At 46.7% G+C, this 25,506-nt stretch carries 25 protein-coding genes; 14 read left to right on the top strand and 11 right to left on the bottom strand.

The annotated features are described in order from the left end of the window. The first annotated feature begins 341 nt into the window (after window positions 1-341). The 5 genes from JGK16_RS16550 to JGK16_RS16525 all read left to right on the top strand — a co-directional run bounded on the left by JGK16_RS16550 (window position 342) and on the right by JGK16_RS16525 (window position 5,334). Complete coding sequence (locus JGK16_RS16550) at window positions 342-1,094, top strand: response regulator transcription factor (RefSeq protein ID WP_293186988.1); 753 nt, start codon at window positions 342-344, stop codon at window positions 1,092-1,094. A gap of 537 nt (window positions 1,095-1,631) precedes the next feature. Continuing rightward, the gene (locus JGK16_RS16545; RefSeq protein ID WP_293191379.1) at window positions 1,632-2,669 is read left to right on the top strand and encodes a chlorophyll a/b binding light-harvesting protein; all 1,038 of its coding nucleotides are present in this window, start codon (window positions 1,632-1,634) and stop codon (window positions 2,667-2,669) included. A 129-nt stretch (window positions 2,670-2,798) separates the two neighbouring features. Continuing rightward, window positions 2,799-4,274 (top strand): chlorophyll a/b binding light-harvesting protein, encoded by a 1,476-nt coding sequence (locus tag JGK16_RS16540; protein WP_325315248.1) that lies wholly within the window; start codon window positions 2,799-2,801, stop codon window positions 4,272-4,274. A gap of 106 nt (window positions 4,275-4,380) precedes the next feature. Then, complete coding sequence (locus JGK16_RS16530; protein ID WP_293186984.1) at window positions 4,381-4,734, top strand: hypothetical protein; 354 nt, start codon at window positions 4,381-4,383, stop codon at window positions 4,732-4,734. A gap of 84 nt (window positions 4,735-4,818) precedes the next feature. Then, on the top strand, window positions 4,819-5,334 hold the full coding sequence (locus JGK16_RS16525; protein ID WP_293186983.1) for a transcriptional repressor: 516 nt from the start codon (window positions 4,819-4,821) through the stop codon (window positions 5,332-5,334). 32 nt (window positions 5,335-5,366) lie between these two features. Here the strand turns inward: JGK16_RS16525 and JGK16_RS16520 are convergent, their stop codons facing one another. Beyond that, complete coding sequence (locus JGK16_RS16520) at window positions 5,367-6,218, bottom strand: Npun_R2479 family HD domain-containing metalloprotein (protein ID WP_293186982.1); 852 nt, start codon at window positions 6,216-6,218, stop codon at window positions 5,367-5,369. Window positions 6,219-6,394: 176 nt separating this feature from the next. Continuing rightward, window positions 6,395-6,598, bottom strand: coding sequence for a hypothetical protein (locus tag JGK16_RS16515; RefSeq protein ID WP_293153605.1), 204 nt, complete (start codon window positions 6,596-6,598; stop codon window positions 6,395-6,397). A gap of 457 nt (window positions 6,599-7,055) precedes the next feature. Here JGK16_RS16515 and rpsL point away from each other — a divergent pair, with 457 nt between their 5' ends. The 5 genes from rpsL to rpsJ all read left to right on the top strand — a co-directional run bounded on the left by rpsL (window position 7,056) and on the right by rpsJ (window position 12,460). Further along, window positions 7,056-7,433, top strand: a complete 378-nt coding sequence (gene rpsL / locus JGK16_RS16510) for a 30S ribosomal protein S12 (protein ID WP_293203276.1) — start codon at window positions 7,056-7,058, stop codon at window positions 7,431-7,433. A gap of 236 nt (window positions 7,434-7,669) precedes the next feature. Then, window positions 7,670-8,140: a 30S ribosomal protein S7 gene (gene rpsG, locus JGK16_RS16505; RefSeq protein ID WP_006632196.1), complete on the top strand. Its 471-nt coding sequence runs from the start codon at window positions 7,670-7,672 to the stop codon at window positions 8,138-8,140. Window positions 8,141-8,479: 339 nt separating this feature from the next. Continuing rightward, window positions 8,480-10,552: an elongation factor G gene (fusA, locus tag JGK16_RS16500; RefSeq protein WP_293186980.1), complete on the top strand. Its 2,073-nt coding sequence runs from the start codon at window positions 8,480-8,482 to the stop codon at window positions 10,550-10,552. A gap of 101 nt (window positions 10,553-10,653) precedes the next feature. Further along, window positions 10,654-11,883, top strand: coding sequence for an elongation factor Tu (gene tuf / locus JGK16_RS16495; protein ID WP_293186979.1), 1,230 nt, complete (start codon window positions 10,654-10,656; stop codon window positions 11,881-11,883). Window positions 11,884-12,151: 268 nt separating this feature from the next. Continuing rightward, window positions 12,152-12,460 carry a 30S ribosomal protein S10 gene (gene rpsJ, locus JGK16_RS16490; protein WP_202798556.1) on the top strand — a complete coding sequence of 103 codons (309 nt, stop codon included), beginning with the start codon at window positions 12,152-12,154 and terminating at the stop codon, window positions 12,458-12,460. A 170-nt stretch (window positions 12,461-12,630) separates the two neighbouring features. Here the strand turns inward: rpsJ and JGK16_RS16485 are convergent, their stop codons facing one another. Further along, window positions 12,631-13,029: a PIN domain-containing protein gene (locus tag JGK16_RS16485; RefSeq protein ID WP_293191373.1), complete on the bottom strand. Its 399-nt coding sequence runs from the start codon at window positions 13,027-13,029 to the stop codon at window positions 12,631-12,633. A gap of 6 nt (window positions 13,030-13,035) precedes the next feature. After that, window positions 13,036-13,269, bottom strand: a complete 234-nt coding sequence (locus JGK16_RS16480; protein WP_293186443.1) for a hypothetical protein — start codon at window positions 13,267-13,269, stop codon at window positions 13,036-13,038. A 276-nt stretch (window positions 13,270-13,545) separates the two neighbouring features. Between JGK16_RS16480 and JGK16_RS16475 the strand changes: the two genes are divergently transcribed. From JGK16_RS16475 to JGK16_RS16465, 3 genes are all read left to right on the top strand, one after another. After that, window positions 13,546-17,394 (top strand): leucine-rich repeat domain-containing protein, encoded by a 3,849-nt coding sequence (locus JGK16_RS16475; RefSeq protein WP_293186442.1) that lies wholly within the window; start codon window positions 13,546-13,548, stop codon window positions 17,392-17,394. 234 nt (window positions 17,395-17,628) lie between these two features. Further along, window positions 17,629-18,270 (top strand): LON peptidase substrate-binding domain-containing protein, encoded by a 642-nt coding sequence (locus tag JGK16_RS16470; RefSeq protein WP_293186441.1) that lies wholly within the window; start codon window positions 17,629-17,631, stop codon window positions 18,268-18,270. A gap of 199 nt (window positions 18,271-18,469) precedes the next feature. Next, complete coding sequence (locus tag JGK16_RS16465; RefSeq protein WP_293186439.1) at window positions 18,470-19,402, top strand: PspA/IM30 family protein; 933 nt, start codon at window positions 18,470-18,472, stop codon at window positions 19,400-19,402. A gap of 33 nt (window positions 19,403-19,435) precedes the next feature. Here JGK16_RS16465 and JGK16_RS16460 read toward each other — a convergent pair whose 3' ends face one another. Both JGK16_RS16460 and pheA read right to left on the bottom strand, forming a co-directional pair. Beyond that, window positions 19,436-20,080 (bottom strand): pentapeptide repeat-containing protein, encoded by a 645-nt coding sequence (locus JGK16_RS16460; protein ID WP_293186437.1) that lies wholly within the window; start codon window positions 20,078-20,080, stop codon window positions 19,436-19,438. A gap of 28 nt (window positions 20,081-20,108) precedes the next feature. After that, complete coding sequence (gene pheA, locus JGK16_RS16455; protein ID WP_293186435.1) at window positions 20,109-21,056, bottom strand: prephenate dehydratase; 948 nt, start codon at window positions 21,054-21,056, stop codon at window positions 20,109-20,111. A gap of 212 nt (window positions 21,057-21,268) precedes the next feature. Between pheA and JGK16_RS16450 the strand changes: the two genes are divergently transcribed. Beyond that, a complete protein-coding gene (locus tag JGK16_RS16450) occupies window positions 21,269-21,847 on the top strand; it encodes a DUF1997 domain-containing protein (RefSeq protein WP_293191369.1) in 579 nt (192 codons plus the stop codon). Between the two features lie 143 nt (window positions 21,848-21,990). Here the strand turns inward: JGK16_RS16450 and JGK16_RS16445 are convergent, their stop codons facing one another. The 5 genes from JGK16_RS16445 to JGK16_RS16425 all read right to left on the bottom strand — a co-directional run bounded on the left by JGK16_RS16445 (window position 21,991) and on the right by JGK16_RS16425 (window position 25,349). Further along, complete coding sequence (locus JGK16_RS16445) at window positions 21,991-22,446, bottom strand: FHA domain-containing protein (RefSeq protein WP_293186431.1); 456 nt, start codon at window positions 22,444-22,446, stop codon at window positions 21,991-21,993. After that, window positions 22,443-23,003: a hypothetical protein gene (locus JGK16_RS16440; protein ID WP_293191367.1), complete on the bottom strand. Its 561-nt coding sequence runs from the start codon at window positions 23,001-23,003 to the stop codon at window positions 22,443-22,445. The genes JGK16_RS16445 and JGK16_RS16440 overlap by 4 nt, the downstream gene beginning before the upstream one ends. A gap of 167 nt (window positions 23,004-23,170) precedes the next feature. Next, the gene (locus tag JGK16_RS16435) at window positions 23,171-23,905 is read right to left on the bottom strand and encodes a PRC-barrel domain-containing protein (protein ID WP_293186427.1); all 735 of its coding nucleotides are present in this window, start codon (window positions 23,903-23,905) and stop codon (window positions 23,171-23,173) included. A 57-nt stretch (window positions 23,906-23,962) separates the two neighbouring features. After that, on the bottom strand, window positions 23,963-24,472 hold the full coding sequence (locus JGK16_RS16430) for an FHA domain-containing protein (protein ID WP_293186425.1): 510 nt from the start codon (window positions 24,470-24,472) through the stop codon (window positions 23,963-23,965). Between the two features lie 82 nt (window positions 24,473-24,554). Beyond that, window positions 24,555-25,349: an FHA domain-containing protein gene (locus JGK16_RS16425; protein WP_293186423.1), complete on the bottom strand. Its 795-nt coding sequence runs from the start codon at window positions 25,347-25,349 to the stop codon at window positions 24,555-24,557. Window positions 25,350-25,506: the final 157 nt, after the last annotated feature.

The following is a 25,506-nucleotide window of genomic DNA, read 5'->3' as shown; positions in this document are numbered from 1 at the left end:
GCCTTTATAACCAGGTCGAGGCGAACATTACCCCGGAAGGGAGGCTCCATCAGGAGCGAACATTATGCGTACAGGGTTGCAAGATTTGAGATGGTAATTGTCCCATTGAAAGTACATTACAAAAGTACACCAGACTCTTGCAACTCCAAGGCGGTAATGGTAAAGATTCAAGGCGGTTGAAATCGCCTGGTCATTTTCCTCTCAGGTCTTTCATACCCTGAGTTTCCCACTTACCGAGTTTTTTTATGAAGCTTAAAATTAAAAAATTGCTCCTTAAAGTTACCTGGAACCCCCAGAAGGCTGTAGCCTCCGCCATCTGGTTAGCGGTGAGATAAATGATGATGCCTCGGATACTTGTTATTGATGATGACGCGGCGATCGCCGAACTCGTAGCCGTCAACCTAGAAATGGCTGGCTACGAAGTCACCCAGGCAGAAGACGGCATCAAAGGTCAGGCACTAGCAATACAAATGCTCCCCGACCTGATCATGCTAGACCTGATGCTGCCTAGAGTAGACGGATTCACAGTGTGTCAGCGATTGCGGCGTGACGATCGCACCGCCGACATACCCGTCTTGATGTTGACAGCCTTAAGTCAAACTCAAGATAAAGTAGAAGGCTTCAACTCCGGCGCCGACGATTACCTGACCAAACCCTTTGAACTAGAAGAAATGCTGGCACGAGTGCGAGCCTTGCTGAGGCGCACAGACCGCATCCCCCAAGCTGCCAAACACTCAGAAATCCTGAATTACGGCCCGCTAACTCTTGTCCCCGAAAGGTTTGAAGCTGTTTGGTACGTTAATACCGTCAAACTGACTCACCTAGAGTTCGAGTTGTTGCACTGCTTGCTCCAGCGCCACGGTCAGACAGTCTCTCCCAGCGAAATTCTCAAAGAAGTCTGGGGTTACGACCCCGATGACGATATCGAAACAATTCGCGTACACATCAGACACCTGAGAACCAAGATGGAACCCGATCCCCGCCATCCTCGGTACATCAAAACCGTATACGGCGCGGGTTATTGCCTGGAGTTGCCCAGCAACGAGCAAGTAGCCGAGGAAAGCAGATCATCGGAAAGCAAATCATCTGCTTGAGCTAGCGTGTCCGATGCCACAAGCAGTTAAAAATCTAACTAGAAAAGCCTGAGAGCAAACGCTCTCAGGCTTTGTTGTTTAGAGTTTGAGATGAATATGCCAACAAGTAGCGATTAACTCTCTTGATTCAGAAAAAAACAATCCCGCACCCCTTCTAGCCCCACTTTTATCAAGCTTGCCCAGAAGAAAGTACCGAATTTCTTTTGCCACCTTGTCTTTTCCGAGAGGATTAGATAGCTACTTAAACAAAACTCTACCTTTACTAAGACTATTTGTCAATAAATTTATAAATCTTGCTCTAAATTTTATTCTGCCCAACCGGAGGAAAAGTTCTTATTGTAGCTCAAAACCAATTGTAGACTTGGTTTTACGATATTTTAAACGGCTGTGTTACATATCTTAACTAAAATAAGTGAAAAACTTTATCAAATAGCCCTTGACGAAACTTCTAAAATTGTTGATTATCTATATCAATAAGCCGCACAAGCTTAAGACTCAATTGACATCTTTCTCAAGAGGTAACTCGCCGTGACAAGCATGGCCAAAAAATCCTTCCCAGCCCAAGGAGAAACCTATCCCTGGTGGGCCGGCAACGCCCGCTTAATCAACCTTTCGGGTCGTTTGCTAGGTGCTCACGTCGCCCAAGCCGGCCTCATCGTCCTCTGGGCGGGAGCCTATACCCTGTTTGAGCTTTCCCGCTTCAACCCAGAATTGCCCATGTACGAACAAGGTTTAATTCTGCTACCCAACCTAGCCAGACTCGGCTTAGGTGTCGGTGCCGGAGGCAAAATTGTTGATACTTATCCGTACTTTCAGATTGGTGTTGTACACCTAATCAGCTCAGCCTTTCTCGGCTTCGGTGGCATCTTCCACTCCCTCAAAGGAGAAGCCACCCTCGAAGAAAGAACTCCTTTCTTCGGCTACAAATGGGAAGACAAAGAAAAAATGACCACAATTTTAGGCATCCACCTAGTTTTGTTAGGTATCGGAGCCTTCTTATTGGTGGCCAAAGCAATGTATTTCGGTGGTTTGTATGATACCACGATCGGGCAAGTGCGGGTGATTTCGGAACCCACATTCGACCCAACTGTGATTTTCGGCTACCTATTCGGCGCAGGTGGCAAAAACTGGATTGCCTCCGTCAACAACCTCGAAGATGTTGTCGGCGGCCATATGTGGGTAGGAATTCTCTGCATAATCGGCGGGTTGTGGCACATTCGCACTCAGCCTTTTGCTTGGACAGAAAACCTGTTCGTCTGGTCAGGAGAAGCTTATCTCTCCTACAGTCTTGGCGCTTTAGCCTTAATGGGTTTCATCGCCGCCTACTTTGTCTCAGTCAACACCCTGGTTTACCCAGTAGAATTCTTCGGCCCAGCCTTAAAAATTGGCATCCAGCAATATCCCTATTTCGATAGTGGAGAAGTTTTGACTTCTCGAACTTGGCTGGCAAATTCTCACTTCTGGTTAGCCTTCTTCTTCTTGCAAGGACATATTTGGCACGCCCTCCGAGCAGCGGGATTTGACTTCCGCAAAGGCGAAGTCGTCAACCAAGTTGCAGCGAATGCAGCGAGTTAACCCAGAATTTACGCGCGGGGGTCAAAAACCCGGTTTCTGCACCAACATTTCTCGAAAAAAGCGACGACTTTTGTGAGAAACCGGGTTTTTTGGGCAACTCCAATTCACCGAAATTAGAGGAAAGCGAAAATGCAAGCAATAGCTGAACCGAATTTAAAACCAGAACTGGAAAAGCCAGAAAACGAGTACGGCTGGTGGGCTGGTAACGCCCGTTTCACAGAATTGTCAGGACGAATTTTAGGAGCTCACGTCGCTCACGCAGGTTTGATTGTACTGTGGGCCGGGGCGATGACTCTGTTTGAAATTTCCAATTTCAACCCGCAGCAGCCCATGTACGACCAAGGTTTAATCCTGCTGCCACATTTGGCAAGTTTGGGTTTGGGAGTAGGTAAAGGTGGTCAAATTGTTGATATCTATCCCTATTTTGCGATCGGAGTTGTGCATTTAATTAGCTCCGCAGTTCTTGGTGCCGGCGGCCTTTATCATTCCTTGCTCGGCCCGAAAGTATTGCCACAAAACAACACTTTCTTTGGTTCCTTCGGCTACGACTGGGAAGACAAAGATAAGATGACCAGCATCATCGGCATTCACCTATTACTATTAGGTGCTGGTGCTTGGCTGCTAGTCGCAAAAGCCTTATTTTGGGGAGGTCTTTACGATCCCCACGTCGCAGATGTACGAATAATTAGCGAACCAACCCTCAATCCCGCCCGCATTTTTAGCTATCTCTTGCCCGTACAAGGCCCGGAAGGAATGGCAGCAGTTGACAACTTAGAAGATGTTGTGGGCGGTCACATTTATGTCGGCTTGCTCTGCATCATTGGCGGTTTCTGGCATATCTTCACCAAGCCTTTTGCCTGGGCCCAGCGAGTGTTGTTTTGGTCGGGAGAAGCTTACCTTTCTTACAGTTTGGGCGCTTTGGCTTACATGGGCTTTTTGGCTGCCTACTTTGTGACAGTAAACGACACTGTTTATCCAGAGGTTTTCTACGGCCCTGTGGGTTTAACCGGCCCGGAAGCCACAGTAGTTTCTTCGCGGACTTGGCAGGCAACAAGCCACTTTATCTTAGCGATTTTGGCGCTTTCCGGTCATATTTGGCACGCCCTGCGGGTACGGACAAAAGCAGCAGGATTTGATTTTCGATCGGGCGAATTTGTAACGGCAACTCCTGCTATGGTTCCAGTTGCAAGTGCAACGACAACCGTAAGTTTTTCTGACACGACTGTAACTTTTTTGCGGAATTTGCCGATTTACCGCAAGGGATTGTCTCCCATAGTCAGGGGATTAGAAGTTAGCTTGGCTCACGGCTATTTCCTGGTAGGAGCTTTTGCAGTATTGCTGCCTTTACAAGAAAAAGGTTTAGCACCTCTGGCAGGATTGCTGGCAACTCTGGCATTAGTCTTGATTTTGGCAATAGGCCTCTCGATTTACGAGAATCGGAACATCGAAGCAGGTAAAGTTCTTTACTGGCACAAAACGCCGGAAGATTGGAGTTTATTCCGGGGCGGTTTTGTGATCGGAGGTACGAGCGGAGCTTTCCTTGCTTATTTGCTGCTAGACAATTTTGCTGGCATTGATGCAATTTTCCGAGGTGTTGTGAACTGAACTCAAAATAGAATCTGAATCGAATTTAAGCAAGAAATTAGAACTTTGTTTCTTGCTTAAATTGGCTCATTTCTGGATTTGTGTGTACTGTTGAGAAAATCACCCTATGACTGTTTTTATTTGCTGTTTCTGTATCGGGACTTTGATGGTTCTGTTTTTGTGGAGTATTTCGGTAGCGCTGCGAGAAGGATTCTATCAAATTCGGCGACTGCATCAAATTCCGTGTTCGGATTGCGAGTTTTTTACTAATGACTACCGTCTCAAGTGTACCGTGCGGCCGTGTGTTGCTTGTACTGAAGATGCGATCGGCTGTACCGACTTTGAACCGAAAACTTGTTTTGCCAATTCTTGTCAACAACATTGCTCTAAGCTTCATAAACCTTACACAGAAATACCGACAACTAATCCTTCAGTTACACCTTTAGCAAGAGGGAAAAGCGGCTATAGCCCTCAATTATGAATTGCGAACAATTTGTAGGGGTAGTGCCCCGTGCCTACCCTCCTCTCCTCTCCTAGATAACTAAATCCTTCTGCCTTCACAAATATGAATTTATACAGTGCTAACTCACTCAAAGTCGAACTCAACCAGAGGGGCTGTCGCCTGACTCCCCAGCGAGAAACTATTTTAAGCGTCTTTCAAAATCTACGGCAAGGCAATCATTTGAGTGCAGAAGAGTTATATAAAACTTTACAGAGTCAAGGAGAAAAAATTGGCTTATCTACTGTATATAGAACATTGCATTTATTAGCCAGAATAGGGATTTTGCGCGAACTAGAATTAGCAGAAGGACACAAACATTATGAACTAAATTTGCCTGAATTACACCACCATCATCACCTGGTTTGCATTCAGTGTCACAAGACTTTTGAATTTAGCGATGAATCGATTTTTAAAATTGGGAAAAAGCAAGTTGAAAAAGCTGGTGTAGAATTGCTGGATTGTCAGTTAACTGTGCGTGCTGTTTGTTTTGAAGCGCTGCGGGAGGGATGGCCTTCTTTGATACCTAGCAATTGGTTATGTCCTCAATACCATTCGGAAATGGAGAGTGAAGTTCTTTAGGGGCGGTGGCTGTGAGCTCCCGCCCTTGGCAATCAAGCAACCTCTGAATCGAAACGTTGGTGTTCCATCCGAAATACGTTGGCGTACAAACTAGCAACAATCTGTTTGCCTTCCTGGGTCAACTGCAAATAACCGAGAGATTCGCTAATGTGAGGATAAATTCCACTCCAGTAAAACTTAGAGTAGCTTTGGAGCAAGTCGCCCGGATGTCGGTATCCCAAAACTTTAGTAGCACCGCTTTCTTCCAATTCGTAAAACAGCGCGCCAATTTTTTGTAAATATTGTGGGTTGCTGAGCTGACCTATCAAGTCAGCACCGCGAACTAAACTAGAATAATTACCTGCATCTTGGTCAATGTTGCCGTCAAGCACCGAGAAACGAGTCTGTTCTATGTTCTGCTTGATTATCTCAGCATTAATTAGCTTGTGGTTGCCGAAGCGCTCGTCAATGAATAGTTTTGCTCTGTCAACTCGGTAAGGAGATAAACTAGCCGCTGTTGCACCAGGAGCAAGTGCAATTCTCATGCCATCTTTTCCGGTAGCATACAATCCTGCTGATGCTTGGTCTTCTCGGCAAACTCCTTTGACATATCCGATATCTTGGCACAGCAAAGAAATGATGAAGTGCAGCCAATTTTCACACGAGACTCCGCCCTTGCGAATGTGTTTTCCCCGCAAAATTTCTTGACCGACCAAGGTAATACAAATGGCGTGTTCTGTATTGTGATAAAGAGCGTCGCTGCTGGCAATGTTTTCTAACGCCATTGCCCCCACCCAGGCAATAATGTCGGCATAGTCGGATTTGTAGCCTCCGTAAGTGCGACTATATCCATTTTCTAGTTGTTTGATGAAAGCTTCGATCAGCAGTTCTGTAGAATTAAACATACCCTGTCCTTTTCCTTGAATATTGCCTGTCAAGTGTGGTGAGTCTTATTTGAGTCTCTATATAATATAATTTATATATGATTTTATGGATGAGATTTTAACTCAAAACTGAAAACTCACTCACCTGCGTTGTTGGCGCTTGCCTTTGGAGGTAATATCAACACTCCAAACGCCACTTAGTCCATGACTAAAAGCCATCCCCGTCGGACTGCATAGAGCAGTCTGCTAACAATTTTTAGCTCGTCTGAACTTTTTAAAGTCTCAGAATTAATTTCGTATTGAATTTGGTGGAACACCGTCCGATCTATCTTACCGGATTTCCAAATATTCAAGTAAAGTTCGGAAATTGTACTTTCAGGAATATAAGTTTTGGTTTTCATCTGCGCTCAACTAAATGTATATTGCTTATTATCAGGTAATTTTATATAACTTTATGTGATGTCGATCTCTCTGAGGCTGTGATGCGAGCGGCTGTGATGCGATCGCACGGTAGAGTTGATGGGCGTCTCCGAAAAATGGTGGTTCGATATTTCGCGCGATCGATTTTGCACCACTGCTGTGACCCTCTTCAAAGTTGGGCTTCAATATATAATGCCACATATGTATTGGTACGACGGGCGATCGCCGCATCCCAACTTCGAGCAAACAAGCAAGAAAGTTCGCCCGCCGTGGAAATTTCTTGCCAAAAAAACTCGAGTCGTGTACTATATAGAGTCTGGTATCCTCACTTACCCATAATTATTTTCATTTATCCCGTCCCCACACAGGGGAAGGGACTTTCAGTGCGGATGCCGCCAAATCACTATATTCAGCAAAAAGCTAGAAATGCCGTAACTCATGCCCACTATTCAGCAACTCATCCGTTCAGCACGGGAACAAACGCAGAAAAAAACCAAATCGCCAGCTCTCAAGAGTTGCCCCCAGCGCCGCGGAGTTTGCACCAGAGTGTACACGACCACCCCGAAAAAACCCAACTCGGCGCTGCGGAAAGTGGCTCGGGTACGGCTGACCTCTGGTTTTGAAGTGACAGCCTACATCCCCGGCATCGGTCACAACTTGCAAGAACATTCGGTAGTAATGATTCGAGGCGGTCGGGTAAAAGATTTACCTGGAGTTAGATACCACATCATTCGCGGTACATTAGACACTGCCGGCGTGAAAGACCGCAAGCAAGGTCGTTCAAAATATGGGGCACAGTTGACAGTTGACAGTTGACAGTTGACAGTTGACAGTTTAAGAGCGACCTCTACCTAGAAGGAAGAGGATTGGAGTAATGAATAGTCTGATTTTAACTTCTCCCTCACTCGTGTTCCGGCTTTCAACCAATTCTTTCTGGTAACTCGCATCCTTGAGGGGTGGAAAAGCCAAACTTTCGATCGTCCGCGATCGATAATATCTGAGTTCAAAACCCCAAATTCAATCATTCAAAATCAAAAATCCCAAATAGAACTATGTCTCGCCGCACAGTTATTCAAAAACGTCCAGTTCCTCCAGATCCAACCTACAACAGCCGGTTGGTAAGCATGATGGTGAGACGGATCATGCAGCACGGCAAAAAATCCGTGGCCTCCAGCATAGTCTACGACGCCCTGAAAACCATCCAAGAACGCACAGGAGCTGAACCGTTAGACTTGTTTGAAAAAGCAGTCAAAAACGCTACACCCCTGGTAGAAGTCAAAGCCCGCCGGGTAGGTGGCGCTACATACCAAGTGCCGATGGAAGTACGTTCCGATCGCGGAACCACCCTCGCACTCCGTTGGCTGATCAGATTTGCCCGCGCCCGCACAGGCCGCTCGATGGCTGCCAAGCTGGCTAACGAACTGATGGATGCAGCCAACGAAACAGGCAGTGCTATTCGCAAGCGCGAAGAAACACACCGTATGGCAGAAGCTAACAAGGCTTTTGCTCACTACCGTTACTAATTGCCAAATCGTCGGGCATGGAGAAGAGGTCGATCGCGCGGCATAAAAGCATCGGGCGATCAATTGAAAAGTGTAAATTTTGAGTATTGAGATTGCTTCTCCAGGGACAATGCTGCCGGCCATTCGTGAAGCAAACTCAAAACTCCCAAAGTAAAAATTCACCCGGTCTCTGAATCCTCCATGTCGCATCCTTAATATTTTTGTAAACAAATGTTGCAAAAAATATTAAAATGTAACAATACGCTCCATATACTTATGTTCTAAGTCGGTAGCGATGGCAAACAAAGTTATTATGTAGTATAGTTGTATTATAGCAACACAAACTCCAAGGAGGTAGCTGTGGCACGTATCGTCCCGCTAGAGAAAACTCGCAACATCGGCATCGCCGCCCACATTGACGCGGGCAAAACAACAACAACAGAAAGAATTCTGTTCTATTCTGGCATGGTTCACAAAATGGGTGAAGTGCACGATGGAACAACAATTATGGACACGATGGCGCAAGAGCGAGAGCGGGGAATTACGATTACTGCTGCCGCTATCACCACCACTTGGAAAGAGCACAAAATCAACATCATCGACACTCCCGGACACGTAGACTTCACTATCGAAGTAGAACGTTCCATGCGAGTGCTTGACGGAGTGATCGCAGTATTCTGCTCGGTAGGTGGAGTGCAACCACAATCGGAAACAGTTTGGCGACAAGCCGATCGGTATAAAGTACCGCGAATCGTGTTTGTCAACAAAATGGATCGGATGGGCGCGAACTTCTACAAAGTCTATGCTCAAATTTGCGATCGGATGAGAGCGAACGCTGTACCCATCCAAATCCCGATCGGCAGTGAGGAAAACTTCCGGGGAATTGTAGACATAGTGCAAATGAAAGCCTATATCTACAAGAACAACACGGGCACTGATATCGAGGAAGTAGAAATCCCCGATGAAGTCCAAGAGCTAGCGGCCCAATATCGCACCAAGCTGATCGAATCCGTAGCAGAAACCAGCGACGCCCTTACCGAGAAATACCTCGAAGGTGTAGAACTAACCGAAGACGAAATCCGTTTGGCCCTGCGCCACGGTACTGTCCAAGGTACGATCGTCCCCATGCTGTGCGGTTCGGCATTCAAAAACAAAGGCGTTCAGTTGTTGTTGGATGCAGTCATCGACTATCTGCCGTCGCCCTTGGAAGTTCCCCCAATTCAAGGACTCTTACCCAACGGCGACACCGCAGAGCGCTTTGCCGACGACAACGCCCCGCTGTCAGCTCTGGCATTCAAAATCATGGCAGACCCCTACGGTCGCCTGACCTTCCTCCGCGTTTACTCCGGTGTCCTCAAAAAAGGTAGCTACGTCCTCAACTCCACCAAAGACAAAAAAGAGCGGGTTTCTCGCCTAATTGTACTCAAAGCGGACGATCGGATAGACGTAGAAGAACTCCGCGCCGGAGACTTGGGAGCAGCCTTGGGTCTGAAAGACACCTTCACAGGCGATACCATCTGTGAAGAAGGCTCCGAAGTGATTCTGGAGTCCCTGTTTATTCCAGAACCAGTCATCTCGGTAGCGGTGGAACCCAAAACCAAACAAGACATGGAGAAGCTCTCCAAAGCCCTCCAGTCACTCTCCGAAGAAGACCCCACCTTCCGAGTCAACGTTGACCCAGAAACCAATCAGACAGTCATCGCCGGCATGGGAGAACTGCACTTGGAAATTTTGGTAGACAGGATGCTGCGCGAATTCAAAGTAGAAGCCAACGTCGGTCAGCCGCAAGTAGCCTACCGCGAAACCATTCGCAAATCCGTCCGCGCCGAAGGTAAATTTATCCGCCAAAGCGGCGGTAAAGGTCAGTACGGTCACGTGGTGATCGAACTAGAACCTGCTGAAGAGGGAACCGGCTTTGAATTTGTCTCCAAAATTGTCGGTGGCACTGTACCGAAAGAGTACATCAATCCGGCAGCACAAGGGATGAAAGAAGCCTGCGAATCAGGTATTCTAGCAGGATATCCCGTGATCGACCTCAGAGCTACTATGGTAGACGGGTCTTTCCACGATGTAGACTCTTCAGAAATGGCATTCAAGATCGCCGGTTCAATGGCAATCAAAGAAGCCGTGATGAAGGCGTCGCCTGTGCTGCTAGAGCCTATGATGAAGGTAGAGGTTGAAGTTCCCGAAGATTACATCGGGAACGTCATCGGAGACCTCAACTCGCGTCGGGGTCAGATCGAAGGTCAAGAGACGGATCAGGGAATTGCCAAAGTTTCTGTAAAGGTTCCACTAGCAGAAATGTTCGGTTACGCTACTGACATCCGCTCCAAAACCCAAGGTCGAGGCATCTTCACAATGGAATTCAGCCATTACGAAGAAGTGCCGCGAAATGTGGCTGAAGCCATTATCGCTAAGAACAAAGGGAACTAATGATTTAAGGTTTTAGATTTTGGATTTTGGATTGAATCCAAAATCTAGAATCTAAAATCTCAAGTCTAAAATCGCTAAAAAAAACAAGGAACAAATCGAGAATGGCACGCGCAAAATTTGAACGGACTAAACCCCACGTAAACATCGGCACAATCGGTCACGTTGACCACGGCAAAACAACTTTGACCGCGGCGATTACGATGACTCTCTCTGCACTAGGTCAAGCAAAGGCTAAGAACTACGCCGACATCGACGCTGCGCCCGAAGAAAAAGCACGGGGTATTACGATTAATACCGCTCACGTAGAATACGAAACCACAGGTCGTCACTACGCCCACGTGGATTGCCCCGGACACGCTGACTATGTGAAAAACATGATCACCGGTGCTGCTCAAATGGACGGCGGCATCCTAGTAGTGTCAGCGGCAGACGGCCCCATGCCTCAAACTCGCGAACACATCCTGCTAGCTAAGCAAGTTGGTGTTCCCAGCTTGGTTGTCTTCTTGAACAAGGAAGACATGGTGGATGACGCTGAACTGTTGGAACTGGTAGAACTGGAAGTTCGCGAACTTTTGAGCTCTTACGATTTTCCTGGCGATGACATTCCCATCGTGACTGGTTCTGGCTTGAAAGCTCTCGAAGCGATGCTTGCTAACCCCAAAACCAAGCAGGGCGAAAATGAGTGGATTGACAAGATTTACAAGCTGATGGAAGCAGTAGATGCTTACATCCCTACTCCAGAACGCGAAATTGACAAGCCTTTCTTGATGGCAGTTGAAGACGTATTCTCGATTACTGGTCGGGGTACTGTGGCTACTGGTCGGATTGAGCGCGGCAGTGTCAAAGTAGGCGAAACTGTCGAAGTGATTGGTCTTAAGGACACTCGCAGCACTACGGTGACTGGTGTGGAAATGTTCACTAAGTCCTTGGATGAAGGCTTGGCCGGCGACAACGTGGGTCTACTCCTCCGGGGTATTTTGAAGGCTGATATTGAAAGAGGCATGGTAATTGCCAAGCCAAAATCCATCAGTCCTCACACTCAGTTTGAATCTGAAGTTTACATTCTGAAGAAGGAAGAAGGCGGCCGTCACACGCCATTTTTCTCTGGCTACCGCCCTCAATTCTACGTCCGTACAACTGACGTAACCGGTACAATCATGCAGTTCACTGCTGATGACGGTTCGGAAGCTGAAATGGTGATGCCTGGTGACCGGATCAAAATGACTGTAGATCTGATTCACCCGATCGCGATCGAACAAGGAATGCGCTTCGCAATTCGCGAAGGCGGCCGCACCGTCGGCGCCGGCGTTGTTTCCAAAATCCTCAAGTAGGAATCCGCTAACAGCCCTGATAGCAGAAAAGCCACCAAATGTCAATAGGCTTTTCTGCTATTTAGTGAGTAGTTAGTAGTTATTGGTTAGTAGTTATTGGTTAGTAGTTAGTGGTTAGTAGTTATTGGTTGGTAGTTATTGATTAAATATTCGATAATAAAGAACAAATAACAAGTAACAAAGAACAAATAACAAGTAACAAAGAACAAATAACAAAGAACAAAAAATAAACAGAACCTAGAAAATTAAAGAAACCAAAATGGCAGCTATCCAACAACAAAAAATTCGCATTCGCCTCAAAGCTTTCGATCGCCGAATTCTCGACGCATCTTGTGAAAAGATTGTAGATACAGCAAATCGGACAGCAGCTACTGCGATCGGCCCGATTCCCCTACCGACAAAACGACGGATTTATTGCTTGCTGCGATCGCCCCACGTAGACAAAGATTCTCGCGAACACTTTGAAACCCGCACGCACCGTCGCATTATCGACATTCACCAGCCTTCTGCTAAAACAATTGACGCTTTGATGAAATTGGATTTGCCAGCCGGCGTAGATATTGAAGTCAAGCTGTAGATTGACAGTTTGGGAAATAACAAGAGAAGGAACAATGGAAAAATACATTGTTCCTTTTTTTTATCAAATTCTTTAAGTTACAATCCTCAGTATTGATTCACCAAAGCAGAATTCATTTCTGGAGAATTCCGGCGCAATGCTTTGTAACCGTTATTTTATTATAAATCCCATCACCAGATAATAGAGATGACACCTGAAGCCGTAATATTTCGATCGCACGTCAACAACGCAACAGTTTCACCTCGCTCTTGCAAAATCATTGCGGTTGCGACAATTTGGCGATCGTGCATTTCATTAATGTTCAATAAGCTGAGCGTTCGATCGACGATAGTTCGATCGAGTGGATAAACTGTGATTCTGGAATCGCTATTAATCACATTAAACAAGGCATTTACAGATGGAATTGATGTTTTTCCCCGCTCTACAATCCATGCAGCTTCAGCAAGAGCGATCGCGGGTAGAACAAGCTGACTGTCCAAATTAGAAAGAATGGCTTGGGCTTGAGTCCCCAATCTTTGATTTCCTTCGAGAAACCAAATCAATGCGTGGGTATCGATGACATATTTCATTGGCAGCTACGACCAATCCAATTCATCGCCTGCATCCCCTTGAAACTGTGCAATCTCGAAATCCGCTTCGGTGGATTGCCCAGGGCCTGCAAACATTCCAAACTGGATAAATGTAGGCGATTTGGGTATGGATGGCGCAGCTAGAAAAGTAATTAGCACGCGGCTTTCATAAATGTTTTCCGGAAATTCTAAAAGTTCGATGACTCCATTTCTGTAAATCCCTTCAAATGCTTGGAGCATAATGATTCACCTTGCGTGCAAAGTACGGTCGATCGACTCGTTAGCTAACAATTCCAGTCTAACAAATTTTCCACACTCCGAGCTTTTTTCGTCTCCAGATTATGCACGGATCGCCAGAAACCGGGTTTTTGCAGAGAAGACGCGTTAAAGTCGTAGAAACTCAAAAAAACCCGGTTTCTTAGATGACGCGCGGGTGGCCAGAAACCGGGTTTTTACGAAAATTGTTGGTAACAGCGCAGAAACCCATAAAAACCCGGTTTCTTAGATTCCTCACGGGTGGCCAAAGTAACTGTCAACGGTCAACTGTCAACTGCTATAAGTCCCCACCAAACAAAAAATACTGTCACAATAAATGAAGACTACGGAGAGATCGAGGGTATGACGAGAGAGGAGTTGTTGCAGTTAATCGATAAAGCCGCCTCAGAGGGCTCCAAAGTATTGGATTTGTCGGGGTTGGGGTTGGAGGAATTGCCGCCGGAGATTGGCAAGTGCACGCAGCTTCAGCGTTTGATTTTGGGGAAGTGGATTGATGAATATGAAGGCTTGGGCAACAAATTAACGGCATTGCCTCCTGAAATTGGTAAGCTTACCAATCTCAAAATCTTACAACTTGGTTTTAATGCCTTATCCAGTTTGCCTGATGAAATGAGTCAACTGGTGAATCTCAAGGCGTTGCATTTGCCTAAAAATCGGTTTACCCAACTGCCCGATTGTATTTTTCAGCTACATCAGCTTGTTTATCTGGATTGTCGGGAAAATGGAATTGCGATCGTACCCCCACAGATTAAAAATCTTAAGCTACTCGAAACCCTGAAAATTGGTGGAAATAAACTTAATTTTTTGCCAGATGAAATCGAAATACTTCAACATCTGAAAGGTTTTTACCTGTGGGCAAATCCTATAGAATCCCTACCTGAAAGTCTCGGCAAATTGGAGAACATTAGGACTTTCTCTTTGTCCGAAACGGCGCTGCCAGAGATTCCCGAATTAATTGGTAAATTCTCTAAATTGCGATGTTTGCAGATTTGGGATTCACAGATAGCAAAAATTCCAGAAGTTCTGGGGCAACTGTCAAATTTAACACAGCTTGACCTCCGTTTCAATGATATAGCAGAAATTCCAGAAATTTTGGGAAAAATGTCGAATTTGACACGGCTTAGCCTCAGTGGCAATGAGATAGCAGAAATTCCAGATGTTCTGGGGCAACTGTCAAATTTGACAGAACTCGATCTCAATGGCAATCAGATAGAAGAAATTCCAGAGATTTTGGGGAAAATGTCGAATTTGACACATCTAGATCTCAGTGAAAATCAAATAGAAGAAATTCCAGAATTCTTCGGAAAATTGTCGAATTTGACACAGCTTTATCTCAGTGGCAACTGGATAGAAGAAATTCCAGAATTTTTTGGAGAAATGTCGCATTTGACACAACTCGATCTCAATAGCAATCAAATAGCAGAAATTCCCGCTGTTCTGGGGCAACTGTCGAATTTGACACAGCTTAGCCTCGGTGAAAACCGGATAGCAGAAATTCCTGAAGCTCTGGGGCAACTGTCGAATTTGACACAGCTTTACCTCAGTAACAATAGGATAGCAGAAATTCCCGAAGCTCTGGGTCAACTGTCGAATTTGACACAGCTTTACCTCTGGAGCAATCGGATAGCAGAAATTCCCGAAGCTCTGGGTCAACTGTCGAATTTGACACAGCTTTACCTCTGGGAAAATCAGATAGCAGAAATTCCAGATGTTCTGGAGAAAATGTCGCATTTGACAGAGCTTTACCTCAGTAGCAATCAGATAGCAGAAATTCCCGAAGCTCTGGGGCAACTGTCGAATTTGACACACCTTTACCTCAGTAACAATAGGATAGTAAAAATTCCCGAAGCTCTGGGGCAACTGTCGAATTTGACAGAGCTTGACCTCACTAACAATCAGATAGCAGAAATTCCCGAATCTCTGCGCAAAATGGACAAGCTGCAAAAATTGGATTTGCGGGGTAATCCGATACCAATTCCGCCGGAAATCCTAGGGAAAAATAAATTATCTGGAAATCCTAGGGATGTGCGTAACATTCTCGATTTCTACTTCCAAACTCGTGACCCCAATGCTACCGAAGAACTCAACGAAGCCAAACTTTTGATTGTCGGCGAAGGCGAAGCGGGCAAAACCACCCTAGCCAACAAACTCCTCAACCCCAACTACGAACTCAAAGAACGAGAACCCTCCACCGAAGGCATCGATGTGATGCGCTGGGAATTCCCACAACCCAACGGCAAACCTTTCCGCGTTCACCTCTGGGACTTTGGCGGACAGGAAATCTACCACGCCACCCACCAATTTTTCCTCACCGAACGTTCTCTATATGTCCTCCTCGTCGATAACCGCCGCCAAAACCCCAACCTCTGCTACTGGCTGAGTATCATCGAACTCCTCAGCAAGGGCAGTCCCGTCTTCCTCGTCCAAAACGAAAAACAAGACATCCGCTGCGAAATCAGCCTCTCCCAACAACGGCGTGACTTTCGCAACCTAGAAAAAGATTTCCCTACCAATCTCGCCACCAATCGCGGACTCGCAGACCTCCAACGCGCCCTGCAAAACCGCATCGCCACCCTCGAACACATCAGCACGCCCATCCCCAAACGCTGGGCAAACGTCCGCTATGTTTTGGAAAACTATTCCCAACGCCAAACCCATATCGAAGTCGGTGAATTTTTCAACATTTGCGTCAGCCAAGGCTTCAAAAAGTCCGATAAAACAGCGATGTTGAGTCTCAGTAAATACCTCCACGACTTGGGCATCATCCTGCATTTCCAAAAAGATCCCATCCTCAAAAACATAGTCATCTTGCGTCCCGAATTGGCAACCAACGCTGTTTACAAACTCATCGGCAACAAAAAAGTCACCGACAATGGAGAAGTCACAGATAACGCAGAAATCATCGCCAACTGCGGGTATTTCACCCGAGAAAATCTCAAGCAAATCTGGGGCGACACACAATACCGAGACTTGCACGACGAACTGCTGCACTTGATGAAACACTTCAAACTGTGTTACGAAATCCCCAGCAAACCCCGACAATACATCGCCCCGCAACTTCTCCCCCTCGAAACACCAGATTACGAATGGGACGACAGCGATAACTTGATTTTGCGTTACGAATACGACTTCATGCCCAAAGGCATCATTACCCGCTTCATCGTAGAAATGCACTTGTTAATCTACCGCCCTCAATCCGATTTACCAAAGGGTAGGGGGGATATTGTCTGGCGCGATGGAGTCATCCTCGCCGACAATTACGCCAAAGCCGAAGTTATCGAGAATTACCACCAACGAGAAATCCGCATTCGAGTTTCTGGCAACCACAAAAAATCTCTTTTAGACCGCATCCGCCACGAACTCTGGAAAATTCATGCTACTTATGACGATCGCCTAAAATACCAAGAATTCATCCCCTGCAACTGTTCTGAATGCAAAGGCAGCCAAGACCCTCACCTCTACGATTTTGAAAAGCTGCGCCGCCGTTTGGCAAACCACCGCTACGAAGTCGAATGCGAAAAATCTTATCAAATGGTTCAGGTGCGGCGCTTGATGGAAGATTTCCCGGATAATTTGCAACAATGGGAAGAGAAAGAGCGAATTTCTGGAATCAATCAACTTGACTCTGGAGATACTTCTAGCATTCAATTAAACATCAACATCGACAATAAAAAAATGACTCAAAATTATCCTCAAAATAACAACTTTCCTGGCGCACAAATCGGCAGCGTAGCTATCGCTAACGAAGTCAAAGACAGCGCCCAACAAACAGCCTCTGGTGGTATTCATATCGATAACGCCAATACAGTAGAACTTCTCAAACTAATTTCATCCATGCGAGAAACCGCAATGCAGTTTCCTGAAGATATTCGAGAGGATATAATTATCGATATTCAAGATGTCGAAACTGAAATTAATAAACCGAAAGATCAATGGGATAGACCGAGATTAAAGAAATGTTTAAAAGGTATTGTAGCGGGGGCGGCTGCGATCGGAGTTGGGATCTCTGGTGCTGTTGATTTGGCTAATAGTACGATCGACCTCGGTGAAAAAGTAGGTATTGAAATTCAAGTACCTTGGGCGCGGTAAATAAGTTATGCAAGGCTGACGCATCAGCCGAAATAAACCGGGTTTTTTATCTAATCTGTGGGTAAAAAACCAGGATTTTGCGGAAAAACCCGGTTTCTGACCCTACGCATCAGCCTAAAGGGCCGATCGCCCTTAACCGCATTTTCCGCCGATCGCCCCTCACCCCCGCCCGGAATTACTCAAATCAGTTAAAGTAAGAAAAAGAAGCGCAAGTACCGTCACCTTTGAGCGACAATGGCATCCTCCTCCTCTGTAGCAGTTCGCGAACTCCCCTTATTTCCCTTGCCGGAAGTGGTTCTATTTCCAGGTAGACCGCTGCCACTGCAAATTTTCGAGTTTCGCTATCGAATTATGATGAACACGATTCTGGAGGGCGATCGCCGTTTCGGTGTGCTCATGTGGGACCCGAACCAAAACAAAGTCTCTGCCGTTGGCTGTTGCGCCGAAGTCATTCACTGTCAGCGCCTCCCGGACGATCGCATGAAAATCATGACTCTCGGACAGCAGCGGTTCCGAGTCCTCGACGCCGTTCGGGAAAAACCCTATTTAGTCGGTTTAGTAGAATGGATTGAAGACGAACCGCCACAAAAAGACCTCCGATCTTTGGGCAAAGAAGTCGAACAACTGCTGAGAGATGTAGTTCGCCTGTCTAGCAAATTGATGGATCAGTCGATCGACCTACCCGAAGACATTCCCAGTTTGCCCACAGAACTATCCTACTGGGTAGCCAGCTACCTTTACGGTGCAGCTACAGAACAGCAAACTCTTTTAGAATTGCAAGATACTGCTGCGAGATTGGAACGCGAAACCGAAATTTTAACTTCCACTCGCAATCACTTGGCAGCAAGGACTGTACTCAAAGATACGCTCAAGTAGTCAATTTTCACAGAACTGAAGCATCCTCAGTTCTGCCTCGGATAACAACTCCGAGGCAACCGTCCCAAACATTGTTCCATCGGAAAAACACCGATTTTAAACTTTTTGTTCCGAAAAGCAAAGGGAATGGCTGGGAACTGTTAGCAGTGGATAGTGCTATAACTGTCAACTGTCAACTGTCAACTGTCAACTGCTATAAATGCTTGTGTTAGAAAATCTCGAACCGAAACCATACGATGCAGTTAGAGGCGGTCAACTGCCGCCTCCGGTGGGCGGTGTGGTACTCGGCGGACTAGCAGGAGTCAGACACCGACTGTCTAGTTCAGTCAGCGAACATCGGATTGCAGCGCTAAAGGAAGCCTTCAATTACGGCGATGCAGGCTTAAAAATAGTCATCAAGATTTGTCAAAGCGAAACAGGGCCAGTGCAGCGGGCGGCCTGCGATTTGCTGCGAGAAAGGCTGAGCGCGATCGCCCGCGAAAAATTACAAGCCTTCGTACCTGCAAGTTTAGATTCAGAAACAGCGACAGACAGGACTCAAAAAATCTTAAAGAACTCAGCCAGTACAGTCTCAGAAAAAGGCGATCGGCAGTTATCAGAAGCACAGTTAATATTTGAGACAACTGTGCAGCAGATGGAACCCAATTTGTTGCTCTTAGAAGCATTAGTAGCCTCTGTAGAACGCGAAGGCTTTACCAGCGAACTGATGAATTTTTGGGATTTATTAATCTTAGAAATTCAGGAACCTCTCAAAGAACTTCGTCAGGCTGTTGGCAGCGCGATTTCAGCCCAACTGCGGATTCAGTGGCAGTACAATCAATCTGAATCCCAAGCCAATCAGTGGCAGCAGCGAGCTTTGCTAGCTCTTCAGAAAGGCGATGAGAACTCCGTTCGACAAGCCTGGGTTCGCAAGCAAATAGAGTTGGATAAGGTAGCAAAAGTGAAGATAGATTTAGACGACCAAACTGTACGAGTAGAAACTCTCAATCGCAACTTGCTAGCTTTGGAAAGTAAGATTGCCGAAGCTAATTCTAAGAAAGAAATACTAAAGATGCAGGTTCATTTTTCTAAGGTACAGGAGCAAATTAACTGCACTTTTAGCCAAATGAATACTATATTTTTTAGTCCTTAGCTGTCGGATTATGTGCGGATATATTGCCTGATTTCAGACTTGTCTGATGCAAAACTGAATTGCCCTGCTTAAATTTGTAGCCTCATCTAACTTAGCGCCTTCGCGGTTAGCGCCGCACAAAAATGCCCCGCTCAAATTAGCACCGCGCAAATCAGCTTCTCTCAAATCCGCATCCTGAAGGTTACTTTCAGACAAAAATGCTCCTCTCAAGTTGGCTCTTCTGAGACTTGCTCCCCGCAGTTTTACCTCACTGAGATTTGCTCCTTCGAGATTGGCTTCATCTAAGCAAGCATCTATCAGGTTGGCTTCCATCAAGTTCGCTTTATACAAGTTTGCCCCGGTTAAGTTGACACCAATCATTTTCGTGTCTCCCAAGTTGGCGTTTTCCAGGTTTGCATTAATCAGCTCAGCCCCTGTTAATCTGGCACGAGTTAGCTTCGATCCCCTGAGATCTGCCCCATTCAGATCCGCCATGATCAGACAAGCATTTTCGAGGTTTGCACCAATTAAGTTAGCCCCACTTAGGTCTGCTTCAGCTAGAATTATGTCCTTTAAATTGGCACAGGCGAGGCAAATATGAAGTAGGGAAGCTTGTGACAGGGAAGCACCTATTAAGTTGGATTCGTGAAAATCTCTTTCTCCGGCTGCATATCGCTTGAGAAGTTCATCAGCATTCATCTCGCTAGCCCCCTAAGTATTAATACAATCATACTACTGACAGTACAGTGTAGCAACCAAAGATTTTTAAAGTTTCCGTGTGTTTTTTTAACTCTTCTAGTGCCGATCGCACTAATGTAGAACAAGCATCGGCTTCCACGTCCATAAAGAAGATATATTCTCCGAGCGATCGCTTAGTCGGCCGAGATTCAATGCGACTTAGGTTAATACCGCGACTAGCAAATACTTGCAAAGGTTTTACCAATGTTCCGGGCATATTAGCAGGTACGCTAAAAGCTAGTGACGTGTGAGTACAATTCGCCGAAGTTGAATCTAGGTGCGAGTTAGCCCCTAGTGTGGTGCCGGATGTCATTGATGACTCGTGGGATTCTGCGAAGTTTCCTAATTTTCCTGCATCGGAGCCAAGTACCCAAAATCGAGTGTAATTGTCGGGATAATCATTAATCGGGCTCGCTAGCACGGGCAATTTGTAGAGTTCGGCGGCTCTTGGCGAAGAGATTGCCGCTATACTGCTATCTTCTAGATAGTGCAACGCTTCCGTCGTTGAATTAGCCGGAATCAACTGAGCCTGTGGGATAAACTCGGCCAACCACAATTGACACTGAGCTAGGGCTTGCGGGTGAGAGTAAACTTTTTGAATCTGGTTAAAATTTTGAGCATTTGACAGCAGTGCGTGGGAAATCGGCAAAACCAGGGCGTGTTTAATTCGCAGTGCATCCAGCCGCCACAGGGTATCTAGGGTGACAGTGACGCTACCTTCTATGGAATTTTCTACCGGCACAATTGAGTAATCAACCAGCCCGGAGGCAGATGCCTCTAGTGCCTGAGAAATGGTGGAATAAGGATACAGGGTACATTCGGAGTTAGTTTCCCGGCTCAACCAATTGACATAAGCCTGAGCCGCTGTTTCTGCATTGGTACCTACAGGGCCGAGATGTGCGATCCTCTTCGAGGGCTTTGCTAAGGAAATTTTCATAATAATCGGCAATTTTGCGTTACAAATGTTTGCTTTACTCTCATCAGCCAGCAAGTATGATGAAAAAATTAGCCTGAGTCCCAAAAGCTTTTATCCGTTATTTCTCGGATGAGATGGGGCGAGTGGGCGAGTTAGTGCGCGACTCAAATCACCTTAAAAAAGTTATAGTTTATTAAGATATCCTTACGAATCCCACATATTGACATATTCTCATGTATACCCGTTTTAATGCTTCCCAATCCGTTGAGATCGCCGTACCAGATGAACGGGTTCCCATTCAACATTATCTGCGCCAGCCGAGGCGATTGGTGAACGCCCTAGTCGATCGTACTCGCACAGAGCAACTAAGCGATGACTGTTTCCGCCTGAAAATGCGACCGTTACAATTTATGATGCTCAGCATTCAACCCACAGTAGACATGAGGGTATGGGCGCAGTCGGAGGGCGCAATCAATTTGGAGTCAGTCGCCTGCTCGATTCTTGGTGTGGATTATATAAACGATCGCTTTGCTCTCAATCTTAAAGGAAAGCTTTACGTACATCAAAATAGTGGGGTAGCGTACTTGAAGGGAAAAGCGGATTTAGAGGTGCAAGTCGAGTTACCGCCACCGTTTTGGCTGACGCCCAAACCAATTTTAGAAGCAACGGGCAACGGCTTGCTCAAGAGTGTACTGCTAAGCGTCAAACAGCGATTGATGTATCAATTGCTCTTAGATTACCGCCGCTGGGCAAGCAGCGAAACAGAAGTAATATCGAGCGATATCCCTCAAATCTTATCGGTTGAAGGTTGAGCGGGTATTAGAGAATGACGTTGCTTAATCAGGGTATGAAAATGGGTAACTTGAAAATTCAGCTATATTAACTGACTAGACGATCGAATGCAATGCAGCCTGAATTTTGTTGAAATTTGCTAGCTCCCATAGATAGCAGCGGGTCATTCAAAATCGATGTGAGTCAGCGCTCCATCATCGTCTTCCATGATTCTCCTAGGCCCAGACCAAGCTGTTGATTTGTCTTGTGAAACTTCGGCCTTTTTGTCGGTGAGTTCGCGCTGTGGTGGCCGAGTTTTTGGGCTCGGTTGCACATTCGTCGCCCCCACCCGGATTCGGATTTTTGGTCCGGAATTGCCCAAGCGAATTGTCATCCCGTCCGCTACTGACACCTGAGCGATCGGTTTATCATCTACATAAGTGCCGTTAGCGCCAAAATTAATAATTTCCCAGCCATAAGAATGATTCCACAGCTCTACGTGGTGGCGGGAAACTACAGCGCTGTAAATAATTACATCATTGTCGTTCGATCGACCGATCCGAACCACAGATTCGGATTCAAAACACCAACTTTGAACTGGGACAGACTGAATAGGATGTAGCAGAGTTAAGGTAATCACTGATGTTTTGACACTCCCCCGCATGACTGAAACGGGGATGCTTCAAGAACCAATTTTTGCGATAAAACCGCAAAAGATTTGATGCTTAAAGGCGTTGTCAGTGCGCCGCTACTCCCTCGCTTTGCCGTAAAAGTTGAAGTTTTGACTGCTTGAGGCATTTGAACAAACTTTTGATTGTTGGCTTGGACTCCAAGTGCGAACTTTGCCTGTCCTCGATCGCCACCAAACACGATATTAATCTGGTGAACTTGGCCGCGATTGACAGCAGTGCGAAGTTCTCGATCGATTGAATCTCGGATGGAGCTACCCGGCCGATCGCCCATCTGGGCCGATCGATCGGTGGAGTGACCATTTTCCCACAGATCGATCGGAGAATTCAACTCAGACGAGTGCTGGTTGCACCGCTGATTCGAGTTGTCGATCGGGCGACAGTCTGCGACGATCGGCGAATTGCTGTTTGCCCCTACAGAAGTTAACCAATTATTAAGGCTGCGGGTTCTAGATAAAATAGGAGTTGGTTCTCTCAAACAGCATAGGTCTTTTAGGGTTGCTAACATTTTTCGTATTGATGCGATACCTTTAAAATACAATGCTTTGAGCACTAGAATTCCTCGCCCAGAAAGCCTCTATTTCGCGTACTCTGTACCGATCGAGCTTTCGGGTGCCGGCCACCCCAAAAATGCGATCGGCAAGCAGCTACTTTCTCGATCGGGAAAGCCGCACTTCAGGGCAAATCCGACTCTGGCGGTTCCACCGGATCGGGCGGTACAGATTCATCCCTTTGGCGCTTCAACTCTGCGACTTTTTCTTGAGCTACATCCCTGACTTCTATAGCTTTATCTTGAAGTTTTTCCGCCAGATTTTGAGCGTTCCGCTTCACGCCAGCCACATTTTTAAGAGTTCTGTCAAGATCTTCCTGTAAAAACTCGGCTACCATGCCGACTTTATGGTGCAGTCCCTCCGCGTACTGCACGGGTTCGGATACAGCAGCCTCAGAGACGATCGCCCGCTTGCTGCCGATCGTCGAAATCGCCTGCACCGGCAACAAGTAAATCCCGTCTAAAACGCCGCGCCAGCCGCTAGATTTAAACAGGTAATCCCTAACAGAACCAGTCCGGACATCAAATAGGTAGTCAACCACCGTACCTGCCTTATTTCCTGCGTCCGTAAGTACCTCAAGGCCGATCGGACAAACAGCTTGTTCCGGCTGATGCAATTCCGGAAGTTCCGGGTTAATCGTCACCAAAACATTTTCGCCCACCGTATCAACTTGCGCCCAAGCGAACCAGCGTTTTTTGTTGCCCAAAAGTCCCGACTTGCAAGTAAAGCCGATCGCCCGCTGGGAGTGAGGATCGAGCCAAAGCCGATCTACCCTGCCGACCTCTTCCGCCGTGCGGCGGTCGATCGTGCGGCGGTTGATCAGTTCGCTGCGCTTAACAATCTGTTGTGATGTACTCATAAATAAACTCCTGAGTGCCGCCTGCAAGAAAAATGTCGATCGTCCAAAGATGTCGATTTAATATTCTTCTTCTTCTTCTTCTTTTTCTTCCGAATAATGGGGAGTATTTTCTGCCTCAGTTAACTCGTCTTCTTCCCTGGAAGTGCCAATTTCTTTTTGGCTGGGAATAGGAATCGTGCTAAGCAGTGCGCCCCCGGAGGGAGCGTGAATTGCCTTAGCATCCCTTGACTTGACGCTAGTTTGTGCTAACTGGGCTGAGGACTGATTCCCACCGACGTTGATTTGAATTTTCGGGCCCGAGCGAGCCAAGTGAACGATCAGACCGTCCACAACGGGAACCTTAGCGATCGGCTTACCATCGAGGTAAGTACCGTTGGTACCTAAATTGATCAGTTCCCAATTAATGCCGCTGCGTCGCAATTCGATGTGGCGACGAGAAACCACAGCGCTAAAAAGAACGACGTGGTTTTCCGTCGATCGCCCGATCCGGACGACCTCTTCGTCTTCAAAGATCCAACTGCGGACGGGAATAGACTGGAGTGGATGTAGCAAGGTCAGCTTAATCACATTGGCAGCATTGAGTTTTGGTAGAGCGCCTCAAGATGCGATTTTAGATTTTAGACTTTCGATCGCCCAATCCAAACTCGATCTAAGAGATTTGAAATAGAAACGTAACCAGGTCTCCTTTTCCCAGAGAGATGCGGTCTCCCGGTCGCAACCGATGTCGGTTTCCCTTGGGCAGGGGAGTATTGTTGACGTAAGTGCCGTTAGAACTGCCTACATCTTCTAGGTAGCAAGCATCTCCCTCCACCCGGAGATTTGCGTGTACCCGAGAAACTATCTCAGAATTAGCAAATCCCGAAACATCAATATCTGGCGGCACCAAGTCATTTGGCTTGCCAATGTGAATCACAGCGAGATTGTGAGGCAATTCCATCGGCGTATTTGTCTGAACGTGTATCAGTCGCGCCGACTGCTGTTGCAGTTGAGTTTTAGCCACACCCGCTGGCTGTGGGTCGGGAACCGGGGGAGAGGTATTTGGTGCTGTTGTCACCGATTCTGTTGTAACAGGAACCGAGAGCGACGGCGAGGGATCTGGAATCGTCGGAATGCTGGCGGGAGTTTTTTCCAAGTTCGGCCCCTGATGTGGGGTAACTAGAGGTTCCATTGCGATCGTCGGCGGTTCGGTTGATCCTAAGTCCGGCACCAGTGGCGATACCACTGTGGGGCCCACAGGCGAGACGGACGGTACTGTCGCCTCAACTTCTGGAACGTAGGAACCAGGACGCAAATTAAAGCCACACTGACCGCAAAATGCTGCATCTGTCTGAACCGCTGCACCGCAGTTTGAGCAACTGGCGGTAACGGGTAAAGGCGTGTAACAAGACTCGCACTGGCTGGCCCCGTCGGGGTTCTGGTGATTGCAATTGGGACAGACAATCATCGATTTCTCCTTGCTATCGGCCAGATTTTCCAATCAGCCTCGTAAAAATAGTTGTGTATATGGTCAAATTTTAACTTTAACCGCCACAATTCTTATATTGCTTCGCTAATACTAGCAACTGAGTTCGCGCCGTGACATTCGGAACGAAGGAAAAGAT

The organism is Microcoleus sp. PH2017_09_SFU_O_A (assembly GCF_020738625.1).
Lineage (GTDB): Bacteria > Cyanobacteriota > Cyanobacteriia > Cyanobacteriales > Microcoleaceae > Microcoleus.
Note: the sequence above shows the minus strand (reverse complement) of the source record. Positions and strands in the feature narration are given on the sequence as shown.

Coding starts and splice junctions, on each gene's coding strand:
- rpsL (WP_293203276.1), top strand. CDS start 7,056: ATGCCCACTATTCAGCAACTCATCCGTTCAGCACGGGAACAAACGCAG.
- JGK16_RS16530 (WP_293186984.1), top strand. CDS start 4,381: ATGACTGTTTTTATTTGCTGTTTCTGTATCGGGACTTTGATGGTTCTG.
- JGK16_RS16545 (WP_293191379.1), top strand. CDS start 1,632: ATGGCCAAAAAATCCTTCCCAGCCCAAGGAGAAACCTATCCCTGGTGG.
- JGK16_RS16425 (WP_293186423.1), bottom strand. CDS start 25,349: ATGATTGTCTGTCCCAATTGCAATCACCAGAACCCCGACGGGGCCAGC.
- JGK16_RS16520 (WP_293186982.1), bottom strand. CDS start 6,218: ATGTTTAATTCTACAGAACTGCTGATCGAAGCTTTCATCAAACAACTA.
- pheA (WP_293186435.1), bottom strand. CDS start 21,056: ATGAAAATTTCCTTAGCAAAGCCCTCGAAGAGGATCGCACATCTCGGC.
- JGK16_RS16450 (WP_293191369.1), top strand. CDS start 21,269: ATGTATACCCGTTTTAATGCTTCCCAATCCGTTGAGATCGCCGTACCA.
- JGK16_RS16540 (WP_325315248.1), top strand. CDS start 2,799: ATGCAAGCAATAGCTGAACCGAATTTAAAACCAGAACTGGAAAAGCCA.
- JGK16_RS16525 (WP_293186983.1), top strand. CDS start 4,819: ATGAATTTATACAGTGCTAACTCACTCAAAGTCGAACTCAACCAGAGG.
- JGK16_RS16515 (WP_293153605.1), bottom strand. CDS start 6,598: ATGAAAACCAAAACTTATATTCCTGAAAGTACAATTTCCGAACTTTAC.
- JGK16_RS16550 (WP_293186988.1), top strand. CDS start 342: ATGCCTCGGATACTTGTTATTGATGATGACGCGGCGATCGCCGAACTC.
- JGK16_RS16470 (WP_293186441.1), top strand. CDS start 17,629: ATGGCATCCTCCTCCTCTGTAGCAGTTCGCGAACTCCCCTTATTTCCC.
- tuf (WP_293186979.1), top strand. CDS start 10,654: ATGGCACGCGCAAAATTTGAACGGACTAAACCCCACGTAAACATCGGC.
- JGK16_RS16465 (WP_293186439.1), top strand. CDS start 18,470: ATGCTTGTGTTAGAAAATCTCGAACCGAAACCATACGATGCAGTTAGA.
- JGK16_RS16480 (WP_293186443.1), bottom strand. CDS start 13,269: ATGCTCCAAGCATTTGAAGGGATTTACAGAAATGGAGTCATCGAACTT.
- JGK16_RS16485 (WP_293191373.1), bottom strand. CDS start 13,029: ATGAAATATGTCATCGATACCCACGCATTGATTTGGTTTCTCGAAGGA.
- JGK16_RS16460 (WP_293186437.1), bottom strand. CDS start 20,080: ATGAATGCTGATGAACTTCTCAAGCGATATGCAGCCGGAGAAAGAGAT.
- JGK16_RS16440 (WP_293191367.1), bottom strand. CDS start 23,003: ATGTTAGCAACCCTAAAAGACCTATGCTGTTTGAGAGAACCAACTCCT.
- rpsG (WP_006632196.1), top strand. CDS start 7,670: ATGTCTCGCCGCACAGTTATTCAAAAACGTCCAGTTCCTCCAGATCCA.
- JGK16_RS16435 (WP_293186427.1), bottom strand. CDS start 23,905: ATGAGTACATCACAACAGATTGTTAAGCGCAGCGAACTGATCAACCGC.